The 17,022-nt window shown below is 55.0% G+C and carries 31 protein-coding genes; all 31 read right to left on the reverse strand.

The genetic code is table 11. The features are described 5' to 3' along the window. Positions 1 to 19 precede the first annotated feature (19 nt). A complete protein-coding gene (gene scfB / locus L5656_RS02460; protein WP_297198512.1) occupies positions 20 to 1,450 on the reverse strand; it encodes a thioether cross-link-forming SCIFF peptide maturase in 1,431 nt (476 codons plus the stop codon). Positions 1,451 to 1,502: 52 nt separating this feature from the next. Next, on the reverse strand, positions 1,503 to 1,646 hold the full coding sequence (scfA, locus tag L5656_RS02465; RefSeq protein WP_297198516.1) for a six-cysteine ranthipeptide SCIFF: 144 nt from the start codon (positions 1,644 to 1,646) through the stop codon (positions 1,503 to 1,505). Between the two features lie 18 nt (positions 1,647 to 1,664). After that, positions 1,665 to 2,057, reverse strand: coding sequence for a 30S ribosomal protein S9 (rpsI, locus tag L5656_RS02470; RefSeq protein ID WP_297198521.1), 393 nt, complete (start codon positions 2,055 to 2,057; stop codon positions 1,665 to 1,667). Between the two features lie 105 nt (positions 2,058 to 2,162). Further along, positions 2,163 to 2,600: a 50S ribosomal protein L13 gene (gene rplM, locus L5656_RS02475; protein ID WP_297198524.1), complete on the reverse strand. Its 438-nt coding sequence runs from the start codon at positions 2,598 to 2,600 to the stop codon at positions 2,163 to 2,165. An 83-nt stretch (positions 2,601 to 2,683) separates the two neighbouring features. Continuing rightward, the gene (gene truA, locus L5656_RS02480; RefSeq protein WP_297198528.1) at positions 2,684 to 3,424 is read right to left on the reverse strand and encodes a tRNA pseudouridine(38-40) synthase TruA; all 741 of its coding nucleotides are present in this window, start codon (positions 3,422 to 3,424) and stop codon (positions 2,684 to 2,686) included. A 14-nt stretch (positions 3,425 to 3,438) separates the two neighbouring features. Next, positions 3,439 to 4,152 carry an energy-coupling factor transporter transmembrane component T family protein gene (locus L5656_RS02485; RefSeq protein WP_366017796.1) on the reverse strand — a complete coding sequence of 238 codons (714 nt, stop codon included), beginning with the start codon at positions 4,150 to 4,152 and terminating at the stop codon, positions 3,439 to 3,441. Between the two features lie 34 nt (positions 4,153 to 4,186). Then, on the reverse strand, positions 4,187 to 5,110 hold the full coding sequence (locus tag L5656_RS02490) for an energy-coupling factor transporter ATPase (RefSeq protein WP_297198531.1): 924 nt from the start codon (positions 5,108 to 5,110) through the stop codon (positions 4,187 to 4,189). A gap of 54 nt (positions 5,111 to 5,164) precedes the next feature. Then, positions 5,165 to 5,998, reverse strand: coding sequence for an energy-coupling factor transporter ATPase (locus tag L5656_RS02495; RefSeq protein WP_297198535.1), 834 nt, complete (start codon positions 5,996 to 5,998; stop codon positions 5,165 to 5,167). Positions 5,999 to 6,002: 4 nt separating this feature from the next. Beyond that, positions 6,003 to 6,341, reverse strand: coding sequence for a 50S ribosomal protein L17 (gene rplQ / locus L5656_RS02500; RefSeq protein WP_297198537.1), 339 nt, complete (start codon positions 6,339 to 6,341; stop codon positions 6,003 to 6,005). 38 nt (positions 6,342 to 6,379) lie between these two features. Next, positions 6,380 to 7,321, reverse strand: a complete 942-nt coding sequence (locus L5656_RS02505) for a DNA-directed RNA polymerase subunit alpha (protein ID WP_297198540.1) — start codon at positions 7,319 to 7,321, stop codon at positions 6,380 to 6,382. 44 nt (positions 7,322 to 7,365) lie between these two features. After that, a complete protein-coding gene (rpsD, locus tag L5656_RS02510; protein WP_297198543.1) occupies positions 7,366 to 7,992 on the reverse strand; it encodes a 30S ribosomal protein S4 in 627 nt (208 codons plus the stop codon). Between the two features lie 19 nt (positions 7,993 to 8,011). Then, positions 8,012 to 8,401, reverse strand: a complete 390-nt coding sequence (gene rpsK, locus L5656_RS02515; protein ID WP_297198547.1) for a 30S ribosomal protein S11 — start codon at positions 8,399 to 8,401, stop codon at positions 8,012 to 8,014. Between the two features lie 20 nt (positions 8,402 to 8,421). After that, complete coding sequence (rpsM, locus tag L5656_RS02520) at positions 8,422 to 8,796, reverse strand: 30S ribosomal protein S13 (protein ID WP_297198550.1); 375 nt, start codon at positions 8,794 to 8,796, stop codon at positions 8,422 to 8,424. A gap of 24 nt (positions 8,797 to 8,820) precedes the next feature. Next, a complete protein-coding gene (gene rpmJ / locus L5656_RS02525; protein WP_084662996.1) occupies positions 8,821 to 8,934 on the reverse strand; it encodes a 50S ribosomal protein L36 in 114 nt (37 codons plus the stop codon). A 46-nt stretch (positions 8,935 to 8,980) separates the two neighbouring features. Further along, positions 8,981 to 9,199, reverse strand: a complete 219-nt coding sequence (gene infA / locus L5656_RS02530; protein WP_297198557.1) for a translation initiation factor IF-1 — start codon at positions 9,197 to 9,199, stop codon at positions 8,981 to 8,983. A gap of 21 nt (positions 9,200 to 9,220) precedes the next feature. Next, positions 9,221 to 9,514, reverse strand: coding sequence for a KOW domain-containing RNA-binding protein (locus L5656_RS02535; protein WP_297198560.1), 294 nt, complete (start codon positions 9,512 to 9,514; stop codon positions 9,221 to 9,223). 37 nt (positions 9,515 to 9,551) lie between these two features. Beyond that, positions 9,552 to 10,298: a type I methionyl aminopeptidase gene (gene map, locus L5656_RS02540; RefSeq protein WP_297198562.1), complete on the reverse strand. Its 747-nt coding sequence runs from the start codon at positions 10,296 to 10,298 to the stop codon at positions 9,552 to 9,554. Then, entirely contained in the window at positions 10,295 to 10,948 is a 654-nt protein-coding gene (locus L5656_RS02545; RefSeq protein ID WP_297198564.1) for an adenylate kinase, read from the reverse strand. Before L5656_RS02545 ends, map begins: the two co-directional genes overlap by 4 nt. A 17-nt stretch (positions 10,949 to 10,965) precedes the next feature. Beyond that, positions 10,966 to 12,228 (reverse strand): preprotein translocase subunit SecY, encoded by a 1,263-nt coding sequence (secY, locus tag L5656_RS02550; protein WP_297198566.1) that lies wholly within the window; start codon positions 12,226 to 12,228, stop codon positions 10,966 to 10,968. Beyond that, complete coding sequence (rplO, locus tag L5656_RS02555; protein ID WP_297198568.1) at positions 12,229 to 12,669, reverse strand: 50S ribosomal protein L15; 441 nt, start codon at positions 12,667 to 12,669, stop codon at positions 12,229 to 12,231. It abuts the gene before it with no gap. A 17-nt stretch (positions 12,670 to 12,686) separates the two neighbouring features. Continuing rightward, a complete protein-coding gene (rpmD, locus tag L5656_RS02560) occupies positions 12,687 to 12,878 on the reverse strand; it encodes a 50S ribosomal protein L30 (protein ID WP_297198570.1) in 192 nt (63 codons plus the stop codon). A gap of 19 nt (positions 12,879 to 12,897) precedes the next feature. Next, complete coding sequence (rpsE, locus tag L5656_RS02565) at positions 12,898 to 13,404, reverse strand: 30S ribosomal protein S5 (protein WP_297198572.1); 507 nt, start codon at positions 13,402 to 13,404, stop codon at positions 12,898 to 12,900. Positions 13,405 to 13,425: 21 nt separating this feature from the next. Beyond that, on the reverse strand, positions 13,426 to 13,791 hold the full coding sequence (rplR, locus tag L5656_RS02570; RefSeq protein WP_297198574.1) for a 50S ribosomal protein L18: 366 nt from the start codon (positions 13,789 to 13,791) through the stop codon (positions 13,426 to 13,428). Positions 13,792 to 13,892: 101 nt separating this feature from the next. Beyond that, entirely contained in the window at positions 13,893 to 14,456 is a 564-nt protein-coding gene (gene rplF, locus L5656_RS02575; RefSeq protein ID WP_297198576.1) for a 50S ribosomal protein L6, read from the reverse strand. A gap of 22 nt (positions 14,457 to 14,478) precedes the next feature. Continuing rightward, on the reverse strand, positions 14,479 to 14,874 hold the full coding sequence (rpsH, locus tag L5656_RS02580; RefSeq protein WP_366017797.1) for a 30S ribosomal protein S8: 396 nt from the start codon (positions 14,872 to 14,874) through the stop codon (positions 14,479 to 14,481). Positions 14,875 to 14,909: 35 nt separating this feature from the next. After that, positions 14,910 to 15,095, reverse strand: a complete 186-nt coding sequence (locus L5656_RS02585; protein WP_297198578.1) for a type Z 30S ribosomal protein S14 — start codon at positions 15,093 to 15,095, stop codon at positions 14,910 to 14,912. A gap of 27 nt (positions 15,096 to 15,122) precedes the next feature. Beyond that, a complete protein-coding gene (gene rplE / locus L5656_RS02590; protein ID WP_297198580.1) occupies positions 15,123 to 15,665 on the reverse strand; it encodes a 50S ribosomal protein L5 in 543 nt (180 codons plus the stop codon). 30 nt (positions 15,666 to 15,695) lie between these two features. Beyond that, the gene (gene rplX / locus L5656_RS02595; RefSeq protein ID WP_366017798.1) at positions 15,696 to 16,022 is read right to left on the reverse strand and encodes a 50S ribosomal protein L24; all 327 of its coding nucleotides are present in this window, start codon (positions 16,020 to 16,022) and stop codon (positions 15,696 to 15,698) included. A gap of 28 nt (positions 16,023 to 16,050) precedes the next feature. Further along, on the reverse strand, positions 16,051 to 16,419 hold the full coding sequence (gene rplN, locus L5656_RS02600) for a 50S ribosomal protein L14 (RefSeq protein ID WP_297198582.1): 369 nt from the start codon (positions 16,417 to 16,419) through the stop codon (positions 16,051 to 16,053). 57 nt (positions 16,420 to 16,476) lie between these two features. Continuing rightward, complete coding sequence (rpsQ, locus tag L5656_RS02605; RefSeq protein ID WP_297198586.1) at positions 16,477 to 16,731, reverse strand: 30S ribosomal protein S17; 255 nt, start codon at positions 16,729 to 16,731, stop codon at positions 16,477 to 16,479. A gap of 29 nt (positions 16,732 to 16,760) precedes the next feature. Beyond that, a complete protein-coding gene (gene rpmC / locus L5656_RS02610) occupies positions 16,761 to 16,973 on the reverse strand; it encodes a 50S ribosomal protein L29 (RefSeq protein WP_297198589.1) in 213 nt (70 codons plus the stop codon). Between the last annotated feature and the right edge of the window lie 49 nt (positions 16,974 to 17,022).

Genomic DNA, 17,022 nt, shown 5'->3' on the forward strand with positions numbered 1-17,022 from the left:
CATCTTTCCCGAACTTAGATTATTCGACTTGGCAGGCTTTAGATCCTGCTTCCGGGAGAAAATTTATCCGGGATCTGGCCAGGACGTAAAGTGCTGCTTCCAAGCGGGCTTTTTGTACGGCACAGGCCACCGGATCGGGCTCCCTTAGGGTTCCCGTAGAAGCCAAGGCCGCGGCATGGCAGCCACCACTACAGTAAAAGCGGGCCCAACAACGAAGACACCGGGGCTTATTGTAGACGTGGGCCTGGCGGAATTCTTCTTGAAGTTCCTTTCTGGTGACACCCGTTTCTACATGGCCCAGGCGAAAGTCTTCCTGACCTACCAACTGGTGGCAGGGATAAAGCTCACCTTCCGGGCTCACCGCCAGGTAGGAGACTCCTGCACCGCAACCGTGCAGCCTCTTAGCCAGGCAAGGTCCTCCGTTAAGCTCCAGATTAAAGTGGAAAAACTCAAAAGCCCTGCCTTTAGACCGGGCCTCGAGGTAAAAGGAGGCCAGCCTGCGGTATTCTTCCCTTATGGTGTTTATATCTTCCATGCGCAAGGCATAGGGGTATACGGGCGGTGCCACCACGGGCTCTAGGGAAATAAAACGGAAGCCTAGTTCTACGAGGTGCCTCACATCGTCGGTAAAGTCCAGGTTATCCCGGGTGTAGGTACCCCGCACCCAGTAGTCCTGGTAGCCCCGCCTTTCGAGAAAATACTTTATCCGGGGAAGCACCCTGTGATAACTTCCTTGCCCCCGGTTGGTCCGCCGGTAGCGGTCGTTTGTCTCCGGCCGGCCGTCAAGGCTTAAAATTACGCTTATGCCCTCGCTGTTTAAAAAGTCGCCTATCTCTTTATTTAAGGCCAGACCATTGGTGGTGAGGGTGAAGCGTATCTCTTTCCCTAAATCCCTAGCTTTAGAGCGGCCGTAAAAAACAAGCTCCCTTACCACCGGAAAATTCAAAAGGGGTTCGCCCCCAAAAAAGTCTACTTCCACGCGCCTCCGCGGTCCCGAAGCGGTCAAGAGGAAATCTATAGCTGCCTTGCCGACAGAGAGGGGCATTAGATTTTTTTGGCCCCCGAAGGAACCACCTCCGGCAAAGCAATACAGACAGCGCATATTACAATCGTGGGATACGTGTAAGCACAATCCCTGGAGGAGGGCTTCCGGCGGGCGGTACCACCCTGCCGCTAAATCCCGGGTAAAAAGGCTGCCTTCTTCCTGGCAGCGGGCCAGTTCTTCTAGTACCTCGGCAACCCGCTCCTCTCCCCATCTTCCAGTTGCCTTAAGCGCTTCGGCGGAGGGGCTTAAATCTCGAGCGCCTTCCATTAGCTCGTTTAAAACCTCTTTAGCCACATCATCTAAAACGTGCAGGGCTCCACTGTTTACATCCAGAAGAAGGTGGAGCCCGTTACAGGTAAATAAATGAAGGTCCGCCTGCCAGTCGATACCTTTAAGGTCTGGCAATTTGCGAGCCATATAAATTTAAGGGGGTTTAGCGAATTATTATCTTAAGGACTTACCTGTTCTCCTTTTCACAGGGCTGGTTGCTCACGGTTATAGATGTCTTGCAGGCTGACTGGCAGGAGACGTGACAGTTACCACAACCACCCCGGGACCAGGTCTCTTGAAGCCGCGGCTTTGCCACCGTAAGGATGTGCATCTTCCCCACCTCTTTTCTTTAGCGTTTCGAGAACTGGGGTGCCTTGCGGGCTTTCTTAAGACCGTACTTGCGCCGCTCCTTCATGCGGGGATCCCGCGTAAGGAAGCCGGCCTGCCTCAAGATGGGCCTAAAGGATTCGTCGGCCTGGAGCAGGGCCCGCGCTATGCCTAAGCGGACCGCACCCGCCTGACCGGTTATTCCCCCTCCTTCTACCTTAGCTAGGACGTCAAAGCGGTCCACGGTATTAGTGACTTCCAGGGGTTTACGTATCATGTCAGCCAGTATCTGCTGGCCGAAGTATTCGGCAGGCGGTTTATTGTTTATTAGGATACGGCCCTGGCCGGGTATGAGGCGCACCCGGGCCACCGCGGTTTTGCGCCGTCCGGTGCCGTAAAACTGGACCTGAGCCAACCCTTCCCCTCCTTTCCCTTCTTAGATATATGTTTATGGCCGGCCTTTTTAGGACCCTAAGGGCCTGCCTTTTATCTTAAAGGCCCGCCTTTGTCCTGCCCGCGTTTACTCTTCTAAGGGCCATATTTCCGGCTTCTGGGCCTCGTGGGGATGGACGCTTCCTCTGTAGACCCGCAGCTTTTTAAAGATTTTCCTTCCCAGACGGTTATGGGGGAGCATTCCCCACACGGCTTTCTCGATGGCCCGCTCAGGATGGGTTTGGAGCAGGGTGGCATAATTTATACGCTTAAGCCCGCCGGGATAACCGGAATGGGTGATGTATTCCTTTTTAAGAAGCTTTTTCCCCGTAAGCCTCACTTTTTCCGCGTTGATCACTATCACATGATCGCCTGTATCCACATGGGGAGTGAAGATGGGCTTGTGCTTGCCCCGGAGGATAGAAGCAGCGGTAGCAGCAACCCTACCTAGGGTCTTACCTGCCGCATCTATGATGTACCATTTTCTCTTGATCTCGTGGGGTTTGGCCATATAGGTGGTGGTCACCCTGTGTCCCTCCTTCCTTACCCCAGGCTCGAAATGTTCTGCAGCTTAATTTTACGTAAAGGCGGGGGGCTAGTCAACTTAATTTAATAATCCACCCTCATCAGGCAGAGCCCATGAGCCGGCGCGGTCGGGCCCGCCAGGGAGCGCTCGCGACCGGCTAAAATCGTTTTCATATCATCGGGCCGGCGACGCCCCAGCCCTACCTCGACCAAAGTACCAACGATAATACGGACCATGTTGTATAGGAACCCGTCTGCAGTAATATCAAAATGAAGGAAGGGGCCTTCCCTTGACCAGCTTACGTCCATAATTTCCCTTTCAAAACTTTTAACAGGCCGGCCGGAGGCCGCAAAGGAACGAAAGTCGTGCTTACCTACCAAATAAAGGGCTGCCTCTTCCATGGCCTTAAGGTCTAGAGGGTGGCGGATGTGCCAGGCGAACCTGCGCCGGAAAACATCGGGGAAGGGCCCGTTATCTATGGTATAACGATAAGTTTTGCTTTTGGCAGAATACCGGGCATGAAAATCCGGACCTACTTCCAGAGCCTCAACAGCCACAATGTCCTCCGGCAGCACGCTATTCAAGGCCCAAGGCCAGCGTTCCACGGGTATGCGGCTGCGGGTTGAAAAGCTTATAACCTGTCCCCGAGCGTGGACGCCGGCATCTGTCCGGCCCGCGGCCACCACCCGGATCCTTTCGCCCGTTAAACACGCCAGGGCCTCTTCGACCTTCCCCTGGACGGTAGGGCCATGGGTGCCCGGCTGGACTTGCCATCCCGCGTAGGCTGTACCCTCATAGGCCAAGGTAATCTTAAGATGGCGCACTGCCCCTCCCCTCGCTAGCGCCAGATAAAAGCCGTGGTGGCTAAAAGCAGGGTGGATAACAGGAATATATAATCTGGCCACCGCATCTCTAGCGTTTTTAAGCTAGTGCGGACTGAGCCCGGCCGGTATCCCCGGGCCTCAAGGGCTTGGGCCAGATCTTCCGCCCTCCTTAAGGTGCTTACGAAAAGAGGTACCACCAGAGGAAGCAGGCTCATCCCTTTTTTAAGTAGGTTCCTTCCCTCCAGGGTAAACCCCCTCGCTGCCTGGGCCTTGCTTATGCGCTCGGCTTCTTCCAGCAGGGTGGGTACAAATCTCAAGGCCAGGGTCAGCATTAAGGAGAACTCCTCCACCGGAAGCTTTAGTTTGCGCCCCGGCTTAAGCAGCGATTCTAGCCCCCGGGCCAGGTCCAGGGGAGAGGTGGTAGCTGTGAGAAGAAAAGCGGCTACCAGAAGAAACAGCACCCTGCCCGCTGCCGTAAGGCCCTGGTACAGCCCTTCGCGACTTACCACCAGAGGACCCAATGTGACTAACTCGGCTCCCGGAATGAGAAGGGCCTCCAGGATGAGAATTATTACTAGGAAAAGGATGAGAGGTCTAAGCTGGCGCCATAGAAAGCGCGCAGGTAGACCGCTTACAGCCACGGCCACAAGGCTAGGGATTCCTAAAAGGTAGGTGCCCCCCGGACCAGGTGCGCCTAGAATCCCTATGCCGTAAAAGAGGATGCCCAAGATTTTTGTCCTGGGATCTAACCGGTGAAGAAAGCTATCTCCAGGCAGGTAATGGCCCAGCTCTAAAACTGTTCTCTCCCCCTCCGCAAGCTAGATGAGGACACCTTTTTCGGCCGGAAAGCCAGGACCATAGTTCCTCTTCTACTTCCTTTAGGGTAAAGGCGGCGAGGTTTAGGTCCGCTCCCTTCCGGTTGAGTTCCAACAACACCCGGGTAAGAGGCGGTGGAAGCAATCCCCACTCTTCTAGCTGACCGCCCCGGACAAAAACATCTGCCGGTGTCCCGCTTAGGACTATGCGCCCCCTGTGCAGGACGATGATCCTCTGGGCCAGCACAGAGACTTCCGCCATGTTGTGGGAAATAAGGATAACCGTCTTACCCCGTCGCCCGTGAAATTCCCGTATTATATGAATAACCTGGCGCCGTCCTCCCGGATCCAGTCCCGCCGTAGGCTCATCCAGTATGAGGATATCGGGGTCCAGGGCCAAAATGCCCGCCAAGGCTACCCGCCTTTTCTGTCCCCCGCTTAAAATAAAGGGAGAGCACCCGCAGATTTCCTCACTCAACCCTACTTTCTTGAGTGCCTCTTTAACCCTCTTTTCTACTTCCTCCGGGGGCAATCCTAAATTCCGAGGGCCGAAGGCTACGTCCTCCCCGACAGTTTCTGCAAAGAGCTGGTCTTCAGGCTGCTGAAGGGCTAATCCCACCTTACCCTGCCAGGTGATGAGGCGCTTGCCCTTGGGGCTCCATAGGGGCTGTCCGTCCCAGTAGACCTGTCCACCGGTAGGCTTTAAGAGCCCAGCTATGACCTGGGCCAGGGTGGACTTGCCCGAACCTCCTTCCCCGGTAATGGCAAGCAACTCCCCCGGGTGAATGACCAAGTCTATGTCCTTTAAGGCAGCCAGTTCTTGGCCTCCAAGCTGGTAATTAAAGTTTACCCCTTTTAAAAGGACCTCCATAATTTTATGCTCCTTAAGGGGCCCTTTAGGGGCCGAAACTCCAGTAGCCCCGCCTTAAGGCCCGCTCCGAGCTAGGGCCCACAGAGCTTGAGCCAGCTCTTCCGGTCTTAAGGCTCTGTGGGGCAGGTTTAGTCCCCTCCGGGCCAATCTCTGGGCTAGAAGGACCGTCTGGGGAGCTTCGAGTCCCCTCCTAAGAAGCTCCTCCGGTCGACTAAAGACTTCCTCAGGTGCCCCCTCTTTCCAAATAGTGCCTTCATAGAGGATAACTAGCCTGTCGGCCATCAAGGCTTCCTCCGGCAGGTGGGTGACCAGGAGGATCCCGATTTTCTGCTGCCGGCATAAAAAATTAAGAAGCCCTAACACTTCCTCACGGGACCGGGGATCCAGCATGGCCGTAGCTTCATCAAGGAGAATATACTGCGGCTTCATAGCCAGGATCCCTGCCAGGGCCACCTTTTGTTTCTGGCCGCCGGATAACCGGTGGGGAGGGCGTTTACGGAGGGCGGTGATACCCAAGGTGGCTAGGGCTTCCTCAACCCGCTGCTTTATTTCATCTGGTGGCAGGCCCAGGTTTTCTGGCCCGAAGGCTATATCCTCTTCCACGGTGCCCGCTACCATTTGGTTGTCAGGATCCTGGAAAACCAAGCCCACCTTCTGGCGTACCCGGGGGAGGCCTAGCGGATCCCTCGTATTTAGCCCGTCCACCACGACCTCGCCTTCTGAGGGCTGCAGAAGCCCGTTACCCAGCCGCGTCAGGGTGGACTTTCCCGAGCCGTTAGGTCCCATGACCACCACAAACTCACCGGGGGTCAACGCAAGGCTGACCTTTCTTAGAGCCGGCCGCGAGGCACCTGGGTAAGAAAAACTTACTTCCTTAAAACAGAGCATAGGTTTAGACTAGTTCCACCATGACCAGAGGGGCTCCGTCTCCCCGGCGGTAGCCGACCTTAACCAGCCTGGTGTATCCCCCTTGCCGGTCGGCGTAGCGCGGCCCGATCTCTTTAAACAGTTTGGTAACTACGTCTTCATCCAGCAGGTAGGCCAAGGCCTGGCGCCGGGCGTGCAAGTCCCCCCTCTTGGCCAGGGTGATCATTTCGTCGGCGATCCTCCTCAGTTCTTTGGCGCGGGGCTCGGTAGTAGTTAGCCGTCCTTCCCGCAAGAAGGAAGTGACGATGTTGCGCAAAAGCATCTTCCGGTGGTCGCACCTTCTCCCCAGCTTCCTATAGCCCATGGATGTTTATCCCTCCTTTTTAATCCCCTTCCCCGGATTTATTCGTCCGGGCTCCGCAGCTTGAGGCCTAGCTCGGCCAGCTTCTGCACTACTTCCTCCAGGGACTTCTTACCCAGGTTGCGCACCTTCATCATATCTTCCTCTGTCCTTTGTATAAGCTCTCCAACCGTGTTTATACCCGCCCTCTTGAGGCAGTTATAGGAGCGCACCGAAAGATCCAGTTCTTCAATGGTCATATCCAGCAAACGGTCCTTTTTGTCTTCTTCTTTAGGAGCAACATTGACCTCCGGAGCCACCCGGTCAGCAAGCTCTACGAATAGCTTAAAGTAATCTATCAGGATCTGGGCCGCCGTGCTTACCGCCTCATCAGGCGCAAGGCTCCCGTTGGTCCACACTTCTAAGGTGAGTCTGTCGTAGTCGGTGACCTGACCCACGCGCGTATTTTCCACGATATAGTTTACTTTGTGGACCGGGGAGTAAAGGGAATCCACCGGGATCACGCCTATGACGTGGTCATCCCTCTTGTTCTTTTCTGCCGGAACATAGCCCCGGCCCTTCTGGGCCGTTATCTCCATAAAAAGGCGGCCGTCCTTCTCCAGGGTGGCTATGTGGAGCTCGGGGTTAAGGATCTCCACGTCAGCGTCGGCTATTATATCCCCTGCCTTTACTTCCCCTTCGCCCTCAGCTTCGATCCGCAATATCTTGGGTTCATCGCTGTGGATTTTTAGAGCCAGGTTTTTTAGGTTCAAGATGATATCCGTGGTATCTTCCACCACCCCGGGAATGGTAGAAAACTCATGGAGGACCCCTTCAATTTTAACTGAGGTTACAGCCGCTCCAGGCAAAGAAGAAAGGAGCACCCGGCGCAAGGAATTACCCAGGGTAATCCCGTAACCCCTCTCTAAGGGCTCGATCACAAAGCGCCCGAATTTGGAGGTCTTCTCTACACATTCCAGCCTAGGCCGTTCCATTCCCAGCATAAGCCATCCTCCTTTTCGCGGGCTCTATCCTTTCCCCGAAGGGATTACTTGGAATAGAGCTCCACGATAAGGTGCTCTTGGATGGGTACATCTATCTGGTCGCGGGTGGGCAAGGACAAAACCTTCCCCTTCATGTTCGCAGCGTCTACTTCCAGCCAGGCCGGAGGGGTGCGGTGGGCTGCCTGGGCAGCTAGCTCCTGAAACTTGGGAGATTCCTTGCTTTTCTCCCGGACCGCTATTTCATCCCCGGGCTCGACCAGATAGGAAGGTATATCTACTTTACGGCCATTGACGGTAAAGTGCCCGTGCCTCACCAGCTGCCGGGCCTCAGCGCGGGAACTGGCAAAGCCCAAACGGTAGACTACGTTGTCCAGCCTGCGCTCAAGTAAGCGCAGAAGATTTTCGCCGGTAACCCCCTTCTCCTTGGCAGCCCTTTCAAAGTAACGGCGGAACTGGCGTTCCATAACTCCGTAAATTCGGCGCGCCTTCTGCTTTTCCCTAAGTCTTAGCCCGTATTCGGAAAGTTTCCTTCTCTCCCGGCCGTGCTGGCCTGGTGCATAGGGACGGCGTGCTATGGCACATTTGTCCGTGTAGCAGCGCTCGCCCTTAAGATAGAGCTTGATGCCCTCTCTGCGGCACAAGCGGCAAACCGGTCCTGTATATCTAGCCAAAGGCACTAGCACCTCCTAATTATACTCTCCGGCGTTTGGGGGGGCGGCATCCGTTGTGGGGTATGGGCGTTACGTCTTTGATCACGCTGACCTCCAGCCCGGCAGCCTGTAAGGATCTGATGGCCGCCTCTCGCCCCGCCCCTGGGCCTTTCACGTAACACTCTACAACCTTCACACCGTATTCCATAGCTTGCTTGGCCGCCGATTCAGCTGCCAGCTGGGCCGCGTAGGGCGTACTCTTACGGGTTCCTTTAAATCCCACTGTGCCGCCGCTGGCCCAAGCTATGGTATTACCCGCTTTATCGGTAATGGTAACTATGGTGTTGTTAAAGGTCGATTTAATATGGGCGATGCCGCTTTCGATATGCTTGCGCTCCCGCCGCTTACTACGGCTTCCCTTCCGCGGCATTTAGGGTCCCTCCCCTTCCTTTACTTCTTCTTACGCTTCACGCCGACCGTCTTTCTAGGTCCCTTTCTGGTACGGGCATTGGTTCTGGTCCTTTGACCCCTCACCGGTAAGCCCCGGCGGTGCCTGAGACCCCGGTAGCAGCCTATCTCTATAAGCCTCTTGATATTTAGAGCTACCTCGCGGCGCAGGTCCCCCTCTACGGTATAATTTTTATCGATAAAGTCGCGAATTTTGGCCACTTCTTCTTCCGTCAGGTCCCGCACCCTTGTATCGGGATTAATGCCTGTGTGGGCCAAAATCTCCTTGGCCCTGGACCTGCCTATGCCGTAAATATAAGTCAAAGCTATTTCTACCCTTTTATCCCGCGGCAGGTCTACTCCCGCAATACGTGCCATCGGACTTTATACCTCCTGCCTGTCTTAGCCTTGTCTCTGTTTATGCTTGGGATTTTCACAAATCACCCTAACCTTGCCTTTGCGCTTTATGATCTTGCACTTTTCGCAAATGGCCTTAACAGAGGGCTTTACTTTCAAAGTAGTACACTCCTTCCCAGTATAACTACTGGACGTTCTTGACAAACTACTTGTAACGGTAAACTATACGGCCCCGGGTCAGGTCGTAGGGTGATAGCTCCACCAAAACCCGGTCTCCCGGCAGGATACGGATAAAGTTCATCCGTATCTTACCCGAGACATGGGCTAGGACCTTATGGCCGTTGGGTAGCTCCACCCTGAACATGGCATTAGGCAAAGCTTCGACCACGGTCCCTTCTACTTCAATTACATCCTCTTTGGCCAAATACTGCACCCCTCCTTCCCTCTAGGACATGTTTCCCTCTTCGCCTACAAGCTTGGCCAAGGCCCGCCTTACCTCAGCATCGCTTATGTTTTCACCTTTACTTCGTTTTGCGGCAATGTCCTCGGCCCAGCGGTTGACGGGCTGAACGTGGAGGGTATTTTTGAGCTTGGGTTTAGCCACCCTCCGCAGCTTACCGTCCACCAGAAGGACACGCCGGGGCGAGGGGATATCCCACACCAGAAAAGGACGCCCACGGTCCCTTCCGGCCCTAGAGTAGACAAGCTGCCCTACCCGCAAGGTCGGCCCTGTAGACAAAGGTTTTCTCCCCCCTCGAACCTCGGGGTTAGTGGCTTCAGAGGAGGGTTAAGACATAAGGACCCTCCTCGGTTATGGCTACCGTATGCTCGAAATGGGCTGACGGCTTGCCGTCCGCAGTGACCACGGTCCAACCATCCGGTAAGGTTATAACCTCGTGGGTCCCAGCATTGACCATGGGCTCGATAGCCAGGGTCATGCCCGGTCTAAGCCGCGGCCCGCGGCCGGGAGGACCGAAGTTAGGTACCTGCGGGTCCTCGTGCATATTCTGACCTATGCCATGTCCCACATAGTCCCTCACCACTGAGAAACCGTTGCTTTCTACGTGGGTCTGGATGGCATGGGATATATCCGACAGCCGGTTTCCGACTACGGCCTGTTTTATACCCTGCCACAACGCTTCCTGGGTGACCTTAAGCAACCGCTCCTTTTCTTCGTCAACACTCCCTACCGGAAAGGTGGCTGCAGCATCGCCATAGTATCCCTCTATTACCGCGCCGATGTCAATACTAATAATATCTCCTTCTACAAGCCTTTTTAAACCAGGTATGCCGTGCACAACCTCTTGGTTAACGGCCACACAGATGCTGGCCGGGAATCCCCGGTATCCTTTGAAGGCCGGTATAGCTCCCCTACGGATCAAGGCCTCCTCCGCAATTCGGTCAAGCTCCAGGGTCGTAACGCCCGGCGCAATATGCTCCTCTAGGATGGCCAGGACTTCGGCTACTACCCGCCCCGCCCGGCGCATAAGCTCAATTTCCCGCCGGCCTTTTAAGATAATCATACCCACTCTCTTCCCAGCACGGCGCCGATATCCTTGAGCACCCGGGCGATCTCCTGGTTTCCGTTGATCTCGTGAAGAACGCCCCGTTCCAGGTAATATTTTTTAAGGGGTGCCGTCTGGCGGTCATAAACCTCAAGGCGTTCCCGTACGGTGTCTTCACGGTCATCTTGCCGCTGGACCAGTTCGCCTCCGCAAGCATCACACCGCCCGGGCTCCCGGGGCGGGTTATAGACAACGTGGTAGGTGGCGCCGCAGCTCGAACATACGCGCCTACCGGTAAGCCGGACCAGAAGAACCTCGCGGGGTGCCTCTATATCTAAAACTGCATCCAGCTTTAGGCCCCTTTCCCCCAGCCAATCGTCCAGAGCCTGCGCTTGGGGAACAGTCCGGGGAAAGCCGTCTAATAAAAAGCCGCCGTCACAATCCCGCCGACTGAGCCGGTCTTTGACCAACCCGATGGTTACCTCGTCCGGCACCAGGAGCCCCGCCTCCAGGTACTCCTTTGCTTTACGCCCCAGTTCGGTCCCGCTCCTTACGGCGGCACGAAACATATCCCCGGTAGATATATGGGGGATCTCCAGGCGCCGGCTTATTTCCTGAGCTTGAGTACCTTTGCCCGCCCCTGGCGGACCAAGTAGGACTAGGCGCACGGCCCTCCCCCCTGCTGTTATTTTAGGAAGCCCTGGTAGTGGCGGAGTAAGAGCTGGGCTTCCAGTTGCTTCATAGTCTCCAGCGCCACGCCCACTACTATAAGAAGTGAGGTGCCCCCAAAGTAAAGGTTTATCCCGGTGATGGCCATCATCAGGTTAGGTAAGAGGGCGATGAAAGCCAGGAAAATGGCCCCCGCCAGAGTAACCCGGGCAAGGATCCGCTCGATATATTCCGCGGTAGGACGTCCGGGCCTTAGGCCCGGGATAAACCCGCCATACTTCTTGATGTTTTCCGCCACTTCCTGGGGGTTAAAGGTCACAGCAGTATAGAAGTAGGTAAAGAAAATTATAAGGAGCGCGTACAGCACCATATACAGGGCTGAACGCGGGTCGAAGAGGTGCACTATGGTCTGGGCCACCCGGTTCTGGGGAAACCATGAGGCTAAGGTCTGCGGGAAAAGGAGTATAGACATGGCGAAGATAACGGGGATAACCCCGGCCTGGTTCACCCGCAAGGGTATGTGGGTGCTCTGGCCCCCGTAAACCCGGCGGCCTACTACCCTCTTCGTATACTGTACCGGTATACGGCGCTGGCCTTCCTGCATAGCCACGACAGCCGCGATAACTCCCACGGCGATAACGCCAAAAAGGAAGGCCGAGAATATATTCGTAGTCCCACCGGTGATGTACTGGTATAACGTGACTGCACCGGCCGGAAGCCTGGACACAATTCCTGCGAAGATAAGGAGGGAGATACCGTTCCCTATACCCCTCTCTGTAATGAGTTCCCCCATCCACATGAGAAACACGGTGCCCGCGGTAAGACTTATCACAGTAACCACATGGTTTAGAACCCCCGGGTTTATATAAGCGCCCTGCCTGCCCAGCAATACAGACATGCCTGTAGCCTGGATCATACTTAATATAACCGTACCGTACCTGGTATACTGGATAATTTTCTTGCGCCCATCCAGCCCCTCCTTGGCCAGCCTCTCCAAGGAAGGAATGGCCACCGTGAGAAGCTGCATGATGATGGAAGCGTTAATATAGGGCATAATACCCATAGCAAAAACTGTAAAACGCTTAAAGGCGCCACCCGATATCACATCGAAAAACCCGAAAATGGTACCCGTCCCTAGAAGTTTCTTAAGCAGCTCCGCATCTACGCCGGGAACAGGTATATGAGCCCCTAGGCGGAATACTAGAAACATGAGCAAGGTAAAAATTATCCTTTTACGCAGGTCCTCCAGCTTCCAGGCGCTCTTTAAGGTTTGGAGCACCTAAACCACCTCAACCCTGCCGCCTGCAGCCTCGATCTTGGCAATAGCCTGCCGGCTGGCTGCCTGCGCACGCACCACCAGGGGTTTGGTTATTTCACCATCCCCCAGGATCTTCACACCATCCCGCACCTTCTTGACCAAGCCCGCCTCCCGTAAAAGTTCCGGGGTGACCACCGTCCCGCTTTCAAAACGCTCGAGATCCCCTACATTAACTACGGCCAGCTTGCGTTTGAACTTGTTGGTGAAGCCGCGCTTGGGCACCCGGCGGGTAAGGGGCATCTGGCCGCCTTCAAAGCCGGGACGTACTCCCCCGCCCGAACGGGCCTTCTGTCCTTTATGTCCCCTTCCAGAAGTCTTTCCCAGTCCCGAACCTATACCCCGGCCCACCCGGGTAGGCTTGGGCCGCGAGCCGGGCACCGGACGCAGTTCGTGTAGCCGCACATCCTTCCCCCCTTAACTTAAGCCTCCTCGTCAATCTTCTCTACTTCCACCAGGTGGGACAGCTTCTCTATCTGGCCCCACGTAGCCGGATTATCGGGCTGTATCACCTGCTGCCCTATCCGTCGCAACCCCAGGGCCTCTGCAGTTCGGCGTTGCTGAGCAGGCCTTCCTATAAGGCTCCTTTTTAGGGTGATTTTGAGCTTGCCCAACTTCTAACCGTCCCCCTCTTTAATGCAGGATTTCCTTTAAAGGCTTGCCGCGGAGCTGGGCTACTTTCTCAGGCCTCTTTAGGTTCTTTAACCCTTCTACTGTAGCCCAAACTACGTTGATGGGATTATTGGAGCCTAGGGATTTAGTGAGAATATCCCGTATCCCTGCCGCCTCTAGCACAGCCCGCACCGCACCTCCGGCAATAACTCCGGTACCAGGCCTGGCGGGCTTAAGCAGGACTTTGCTGGCGCCGAAATCCCCGATGATCTCATGGGGAATGGTGGTTCCCGCCAAGGGTACTTCGATGAGGTTTTTCTTGGCTTTCTCCACACCCTTACGGATGGCATCGGGAACCTCGGCCGCCTTGCCCAGCGCCGCTCCTACTCGTCCCTGGCCGTCTCCCACTACTACAAGGGCGGAAAAATTGAAACGGCGTCCGCCCTTTACCACTTTAGCTACGCGCCGTACCTGGACCACTTTCTCTATAAGCTGGTTATCTTTAACGTCAACCCGAGGCCGCGCCATTCTTCCCCTCCTCTTCAATCGTTAGAATTCTAGGCCGCCTGCACGTGCGCCTTCAGCCAGAGCAGCGATTCTCCCATGGTATTTATTGCCCCCGCGGTCAAAAACGACCTTTTTTATGCCCCGTTCTAGAGCCTTCTTAGCTAAAAGCTCCCCCACTTTTCGCGCTGCTTCTTTGTTGCTGGTGGAGGGTAGGTCTCTTAGAGCCGGATCCAAGGTAGATGCCGCCACCAAGGTATGCCCGGCCACGTCGTCTATTATCTGGGCGTAGATGTGACGTAGGCTCCTGTACACGGAGAGGCGGGGGCGTTCAGGCGTACCAAACACCTTTTTTCTCACGCGCAGGTGCTTGCGTGCCCGCATTTCTTTACGGGTGGGTTTCTTTATCATCGCCCGCTTACCTCCATAAGTCACAAAGTATCTTGTCGCCGTATAACAATCCGTACCGCGCAAACTTATATAGCATGGTCTGCGCTGTTTCCTGCCGCTAATTACTTCTTGCCTCCTTTTCCGCCACCCTTAGCCCCTGTCTTGCCCACCTTGCGGCGGATGTATTCGTCTTCGTATTTGATACCCTTGCCCTTGTAGGGTTCAGGCTCCCGCACGGCTCTTATATTGGCCGCCAGGTTGCCGACAGCCTCCTTGTCGATCCCTTTCACAATTATCTTATTAGGTGCGGGGACTTCTATCTCCAGCCCCGGCGGTGGCTCGATTTCCACCGGGTGCGAATAGCCAACGTTTAAAACCAATTTCCTACCCTGCTTGGAGGCCCGGTAGCCCACCCCTACCAGCTCGAGGGTCTTCTGAAAGCCGTTAGTTACACCTTCTACCATATTCTTGAGCAAGGCCCGGGACAGGCCGTGCAGGGCCTTATGGGGTTTCGCATCCGATGGGCGCAATACCTTTAAGACGTCTCCCTCTTGCACTACGGTTATAGGGTCCGGGAAGGTCCGGGTGAGCTCCCCCCGGGGTCCCTTAACAGTAACCGTGTTCCCTTCGATCTTAACCTCCACTCCTGCCGGTATTTTAACCGGCATCTTCCCGACCCGGGACAACCCTTCTTCACCTCCTTACAGGCTACCAGATGTAGCAGATGACCTCGCCGCCTACGCCTTCCCGCCTAGCTTGCTTGTCGGTCATGATGCCCTTGGAAGTGGATATTACCGCTATACCTAAACCACCCAGCACTCGCGGAAGCTGGTCTTTCCGGGCGTATATCCTTAGCCCCGGGCGGCTTATGCGCTTAAGGCCAGTAATAACCCGTTCCTTGTTGGGGCCGTATTTGAGGTAAATCCTTAGGATTCCTTGCTTGCCGTCGTCAATGTATTCGTAGTCCTTGATGAAACCTTCGTTCTTCATTATCTCGGCGATGGCCCGCTTCACCCGGGAGGCCGGTACTTCCACCTTCTCGTGGTAGGCTAAGTTGGCGTTGCGGATACGCGTGAGGAAATCCGCGATGGGATCTGTCATCATAGGTAAAGCTACCCCCTTCCTTCTCTTCCCGGCCCCTACCAGCTAGCCTTCACTACGCCGGGGAGTTCCCCCCTGTGTGCCAGCTGGCGGAAGCATATCCGGCACAGGCCAAATTTACGCAGGTAACCGCGCGGCCGCCCGCAACGCTGACACCGATTGCGCGCCCGGACCTTAAATTTAGGCGGCTTCTGCTGCCTTACAACCAATGCTTTTCTAGCCATACCTTTCCTCCTTTTAATTCCTTGACCTTAGTTGTCTCTAAAGGGCATGCCAAAGAGGCGAAGCAATTCCCGCGCCTCCTCATCTGTCTTGGCTGTAGTAACTATATTTATATCCATACCGCGGACCTGATCTATCTTATCATAATCAACTTCCGGGAATATTAGCTGTTCCTTTATCCCCAAATTGTAGTTCCCGCGGCCGTCAAAGGAATGGGGCGAAACACCCTTGAAATCCCGCACCCGCGGAAGGGCCACATTCACAAGACGGTCGAGGAATTCGTACATCCGGTCTCCCCTTAAGGTAACCTTGCAGCCGATTTTCATTCCTTTACGCAGCTTGAAGGCTGATATGGATTTTTTAGCCTTAATTACAATGGGTCTCTGACCCGTTATGGCCATAAGATCCTCTACCGCGCCATCCAAGGCTTTGGGGTTCTGGGTGGCCTCTCCCACCCCCATGTTGATGACGATCTTCTCTAGTTTGGGTACCTCCATCACGTTCCGGTACCCGAATTTCTTTTGCAGGGCCGGCCGTATTTCCTTAAGATATTTTTCTTTAAGTCTAGGCATCTCCACGGGGCTCACCCCCTCCTTTTAAACCTAATCGATAATCTCCCCGCATTTCTTGCAGGCGCGCACCTTGGTCCCGTCCTCCAGGAACCGGCGGGCTATACGGGTCGGACGCCCGCATTTGGTACAGACCAGCATCACATTGCTGCTGTCGATGGGTGCTTCCATCTCGATGATGCCGCCCTGCTGGTTTTGGGGACTGGGTCGCACGTGCTTCTTTACGATGTTAACCCCTTCTACTACTACCCGGCGCTTAGCAGGGATGACCCGGATGACCTTGCCTGTTTTACCTTTGTCCTTGCCGGTAATGACCATCACGGTATCGCCCTTTTTTACGTGCACCTTGGGCCTGGTCAACCTTATGCACCTCGCTTGCTGGCCACATTTATAAGACCTCAGGGGCCAGGGAGATGATCTTCATGAAGTCCTTTTCCCTTAGCTCCCGGGCTACAGGACCGAAAATACGTGTGCCCCTGGGATTGCCCTGTTCGTTTATGATAACCGCTGCGTTTTCATCAAAACGTATATAGGACCCATCCTCCCGCCTTATGGGCTTTACGGTACGAACTACTACGGCCCGTACCACGTCGCCCTTCTTGACCACACCTCCGGGCGCGGCCTCTTTAACCGAGGCAATTATAACGTCCCCCACGGACGCATAGCGGCGTTTGGAACCACCCAGAACACGGATGCACATGATCTTCTTGGCTCCCGTATTATCGCCTACTTTGAGGATGGATTGCTGCTGTATCACCGTCTTCTACCCCCTTTCCGTTAAAGGCTCTCTAAAAGTTTAGCCTTCAAGGAGAGGTTATTCCGGACGTTCCAGGAGCTGTACAACCCTCCACCTTTTTTCTTTACTCAAGGGACGGGTCTCCATAATCAGAACCTTATCGCCCACGCGGTATTCATTATTCTCATCGTGGGCTTTAAAGCGCTTGGTGCGCCGGATGGTTTTGCCCAGCAGGGGGTGGCGCTTGACGGTCTCGACTTCTACCACCACTGTTTTATCCATTTTATCGCTCACCACCCGGCCCACCCGGGTCTTGCGTGTGCCTCTTTCCACGGTACAACCTCCCCGTAACTTCGAATTGCTTAACTGCGACCCTCCCTGAGGGCTTTTAATTCCCTTTCTCGCAGAATGGTTTTCGCCCGTGCAATATTGCGTTTTACCTCTCTAAGCCGCATGGGGTTATCCAACTGGCCCGTGGCCTGCTGGAAACGGAGGTTAAAAAGCTCCTGTTTCCAGTCCTCCACTTTGCGCTTTAGCTCCTCATCTGTAAGTTCCCGCAGCTCCTTAGCTTTCATGGGCTACACCACCCACCCCTACCCGTTTTACAAACCGGGTCTTAATGGG

Origin of the sequence: Thermanaeromonas sp. (assembly GCF_021890735.1) — a bacterium.
Lineage (GTDB): Bacteria > Bacillota > DSM-521 > Neomoorellales > Neomoorellaceae > Thermanaeromonas.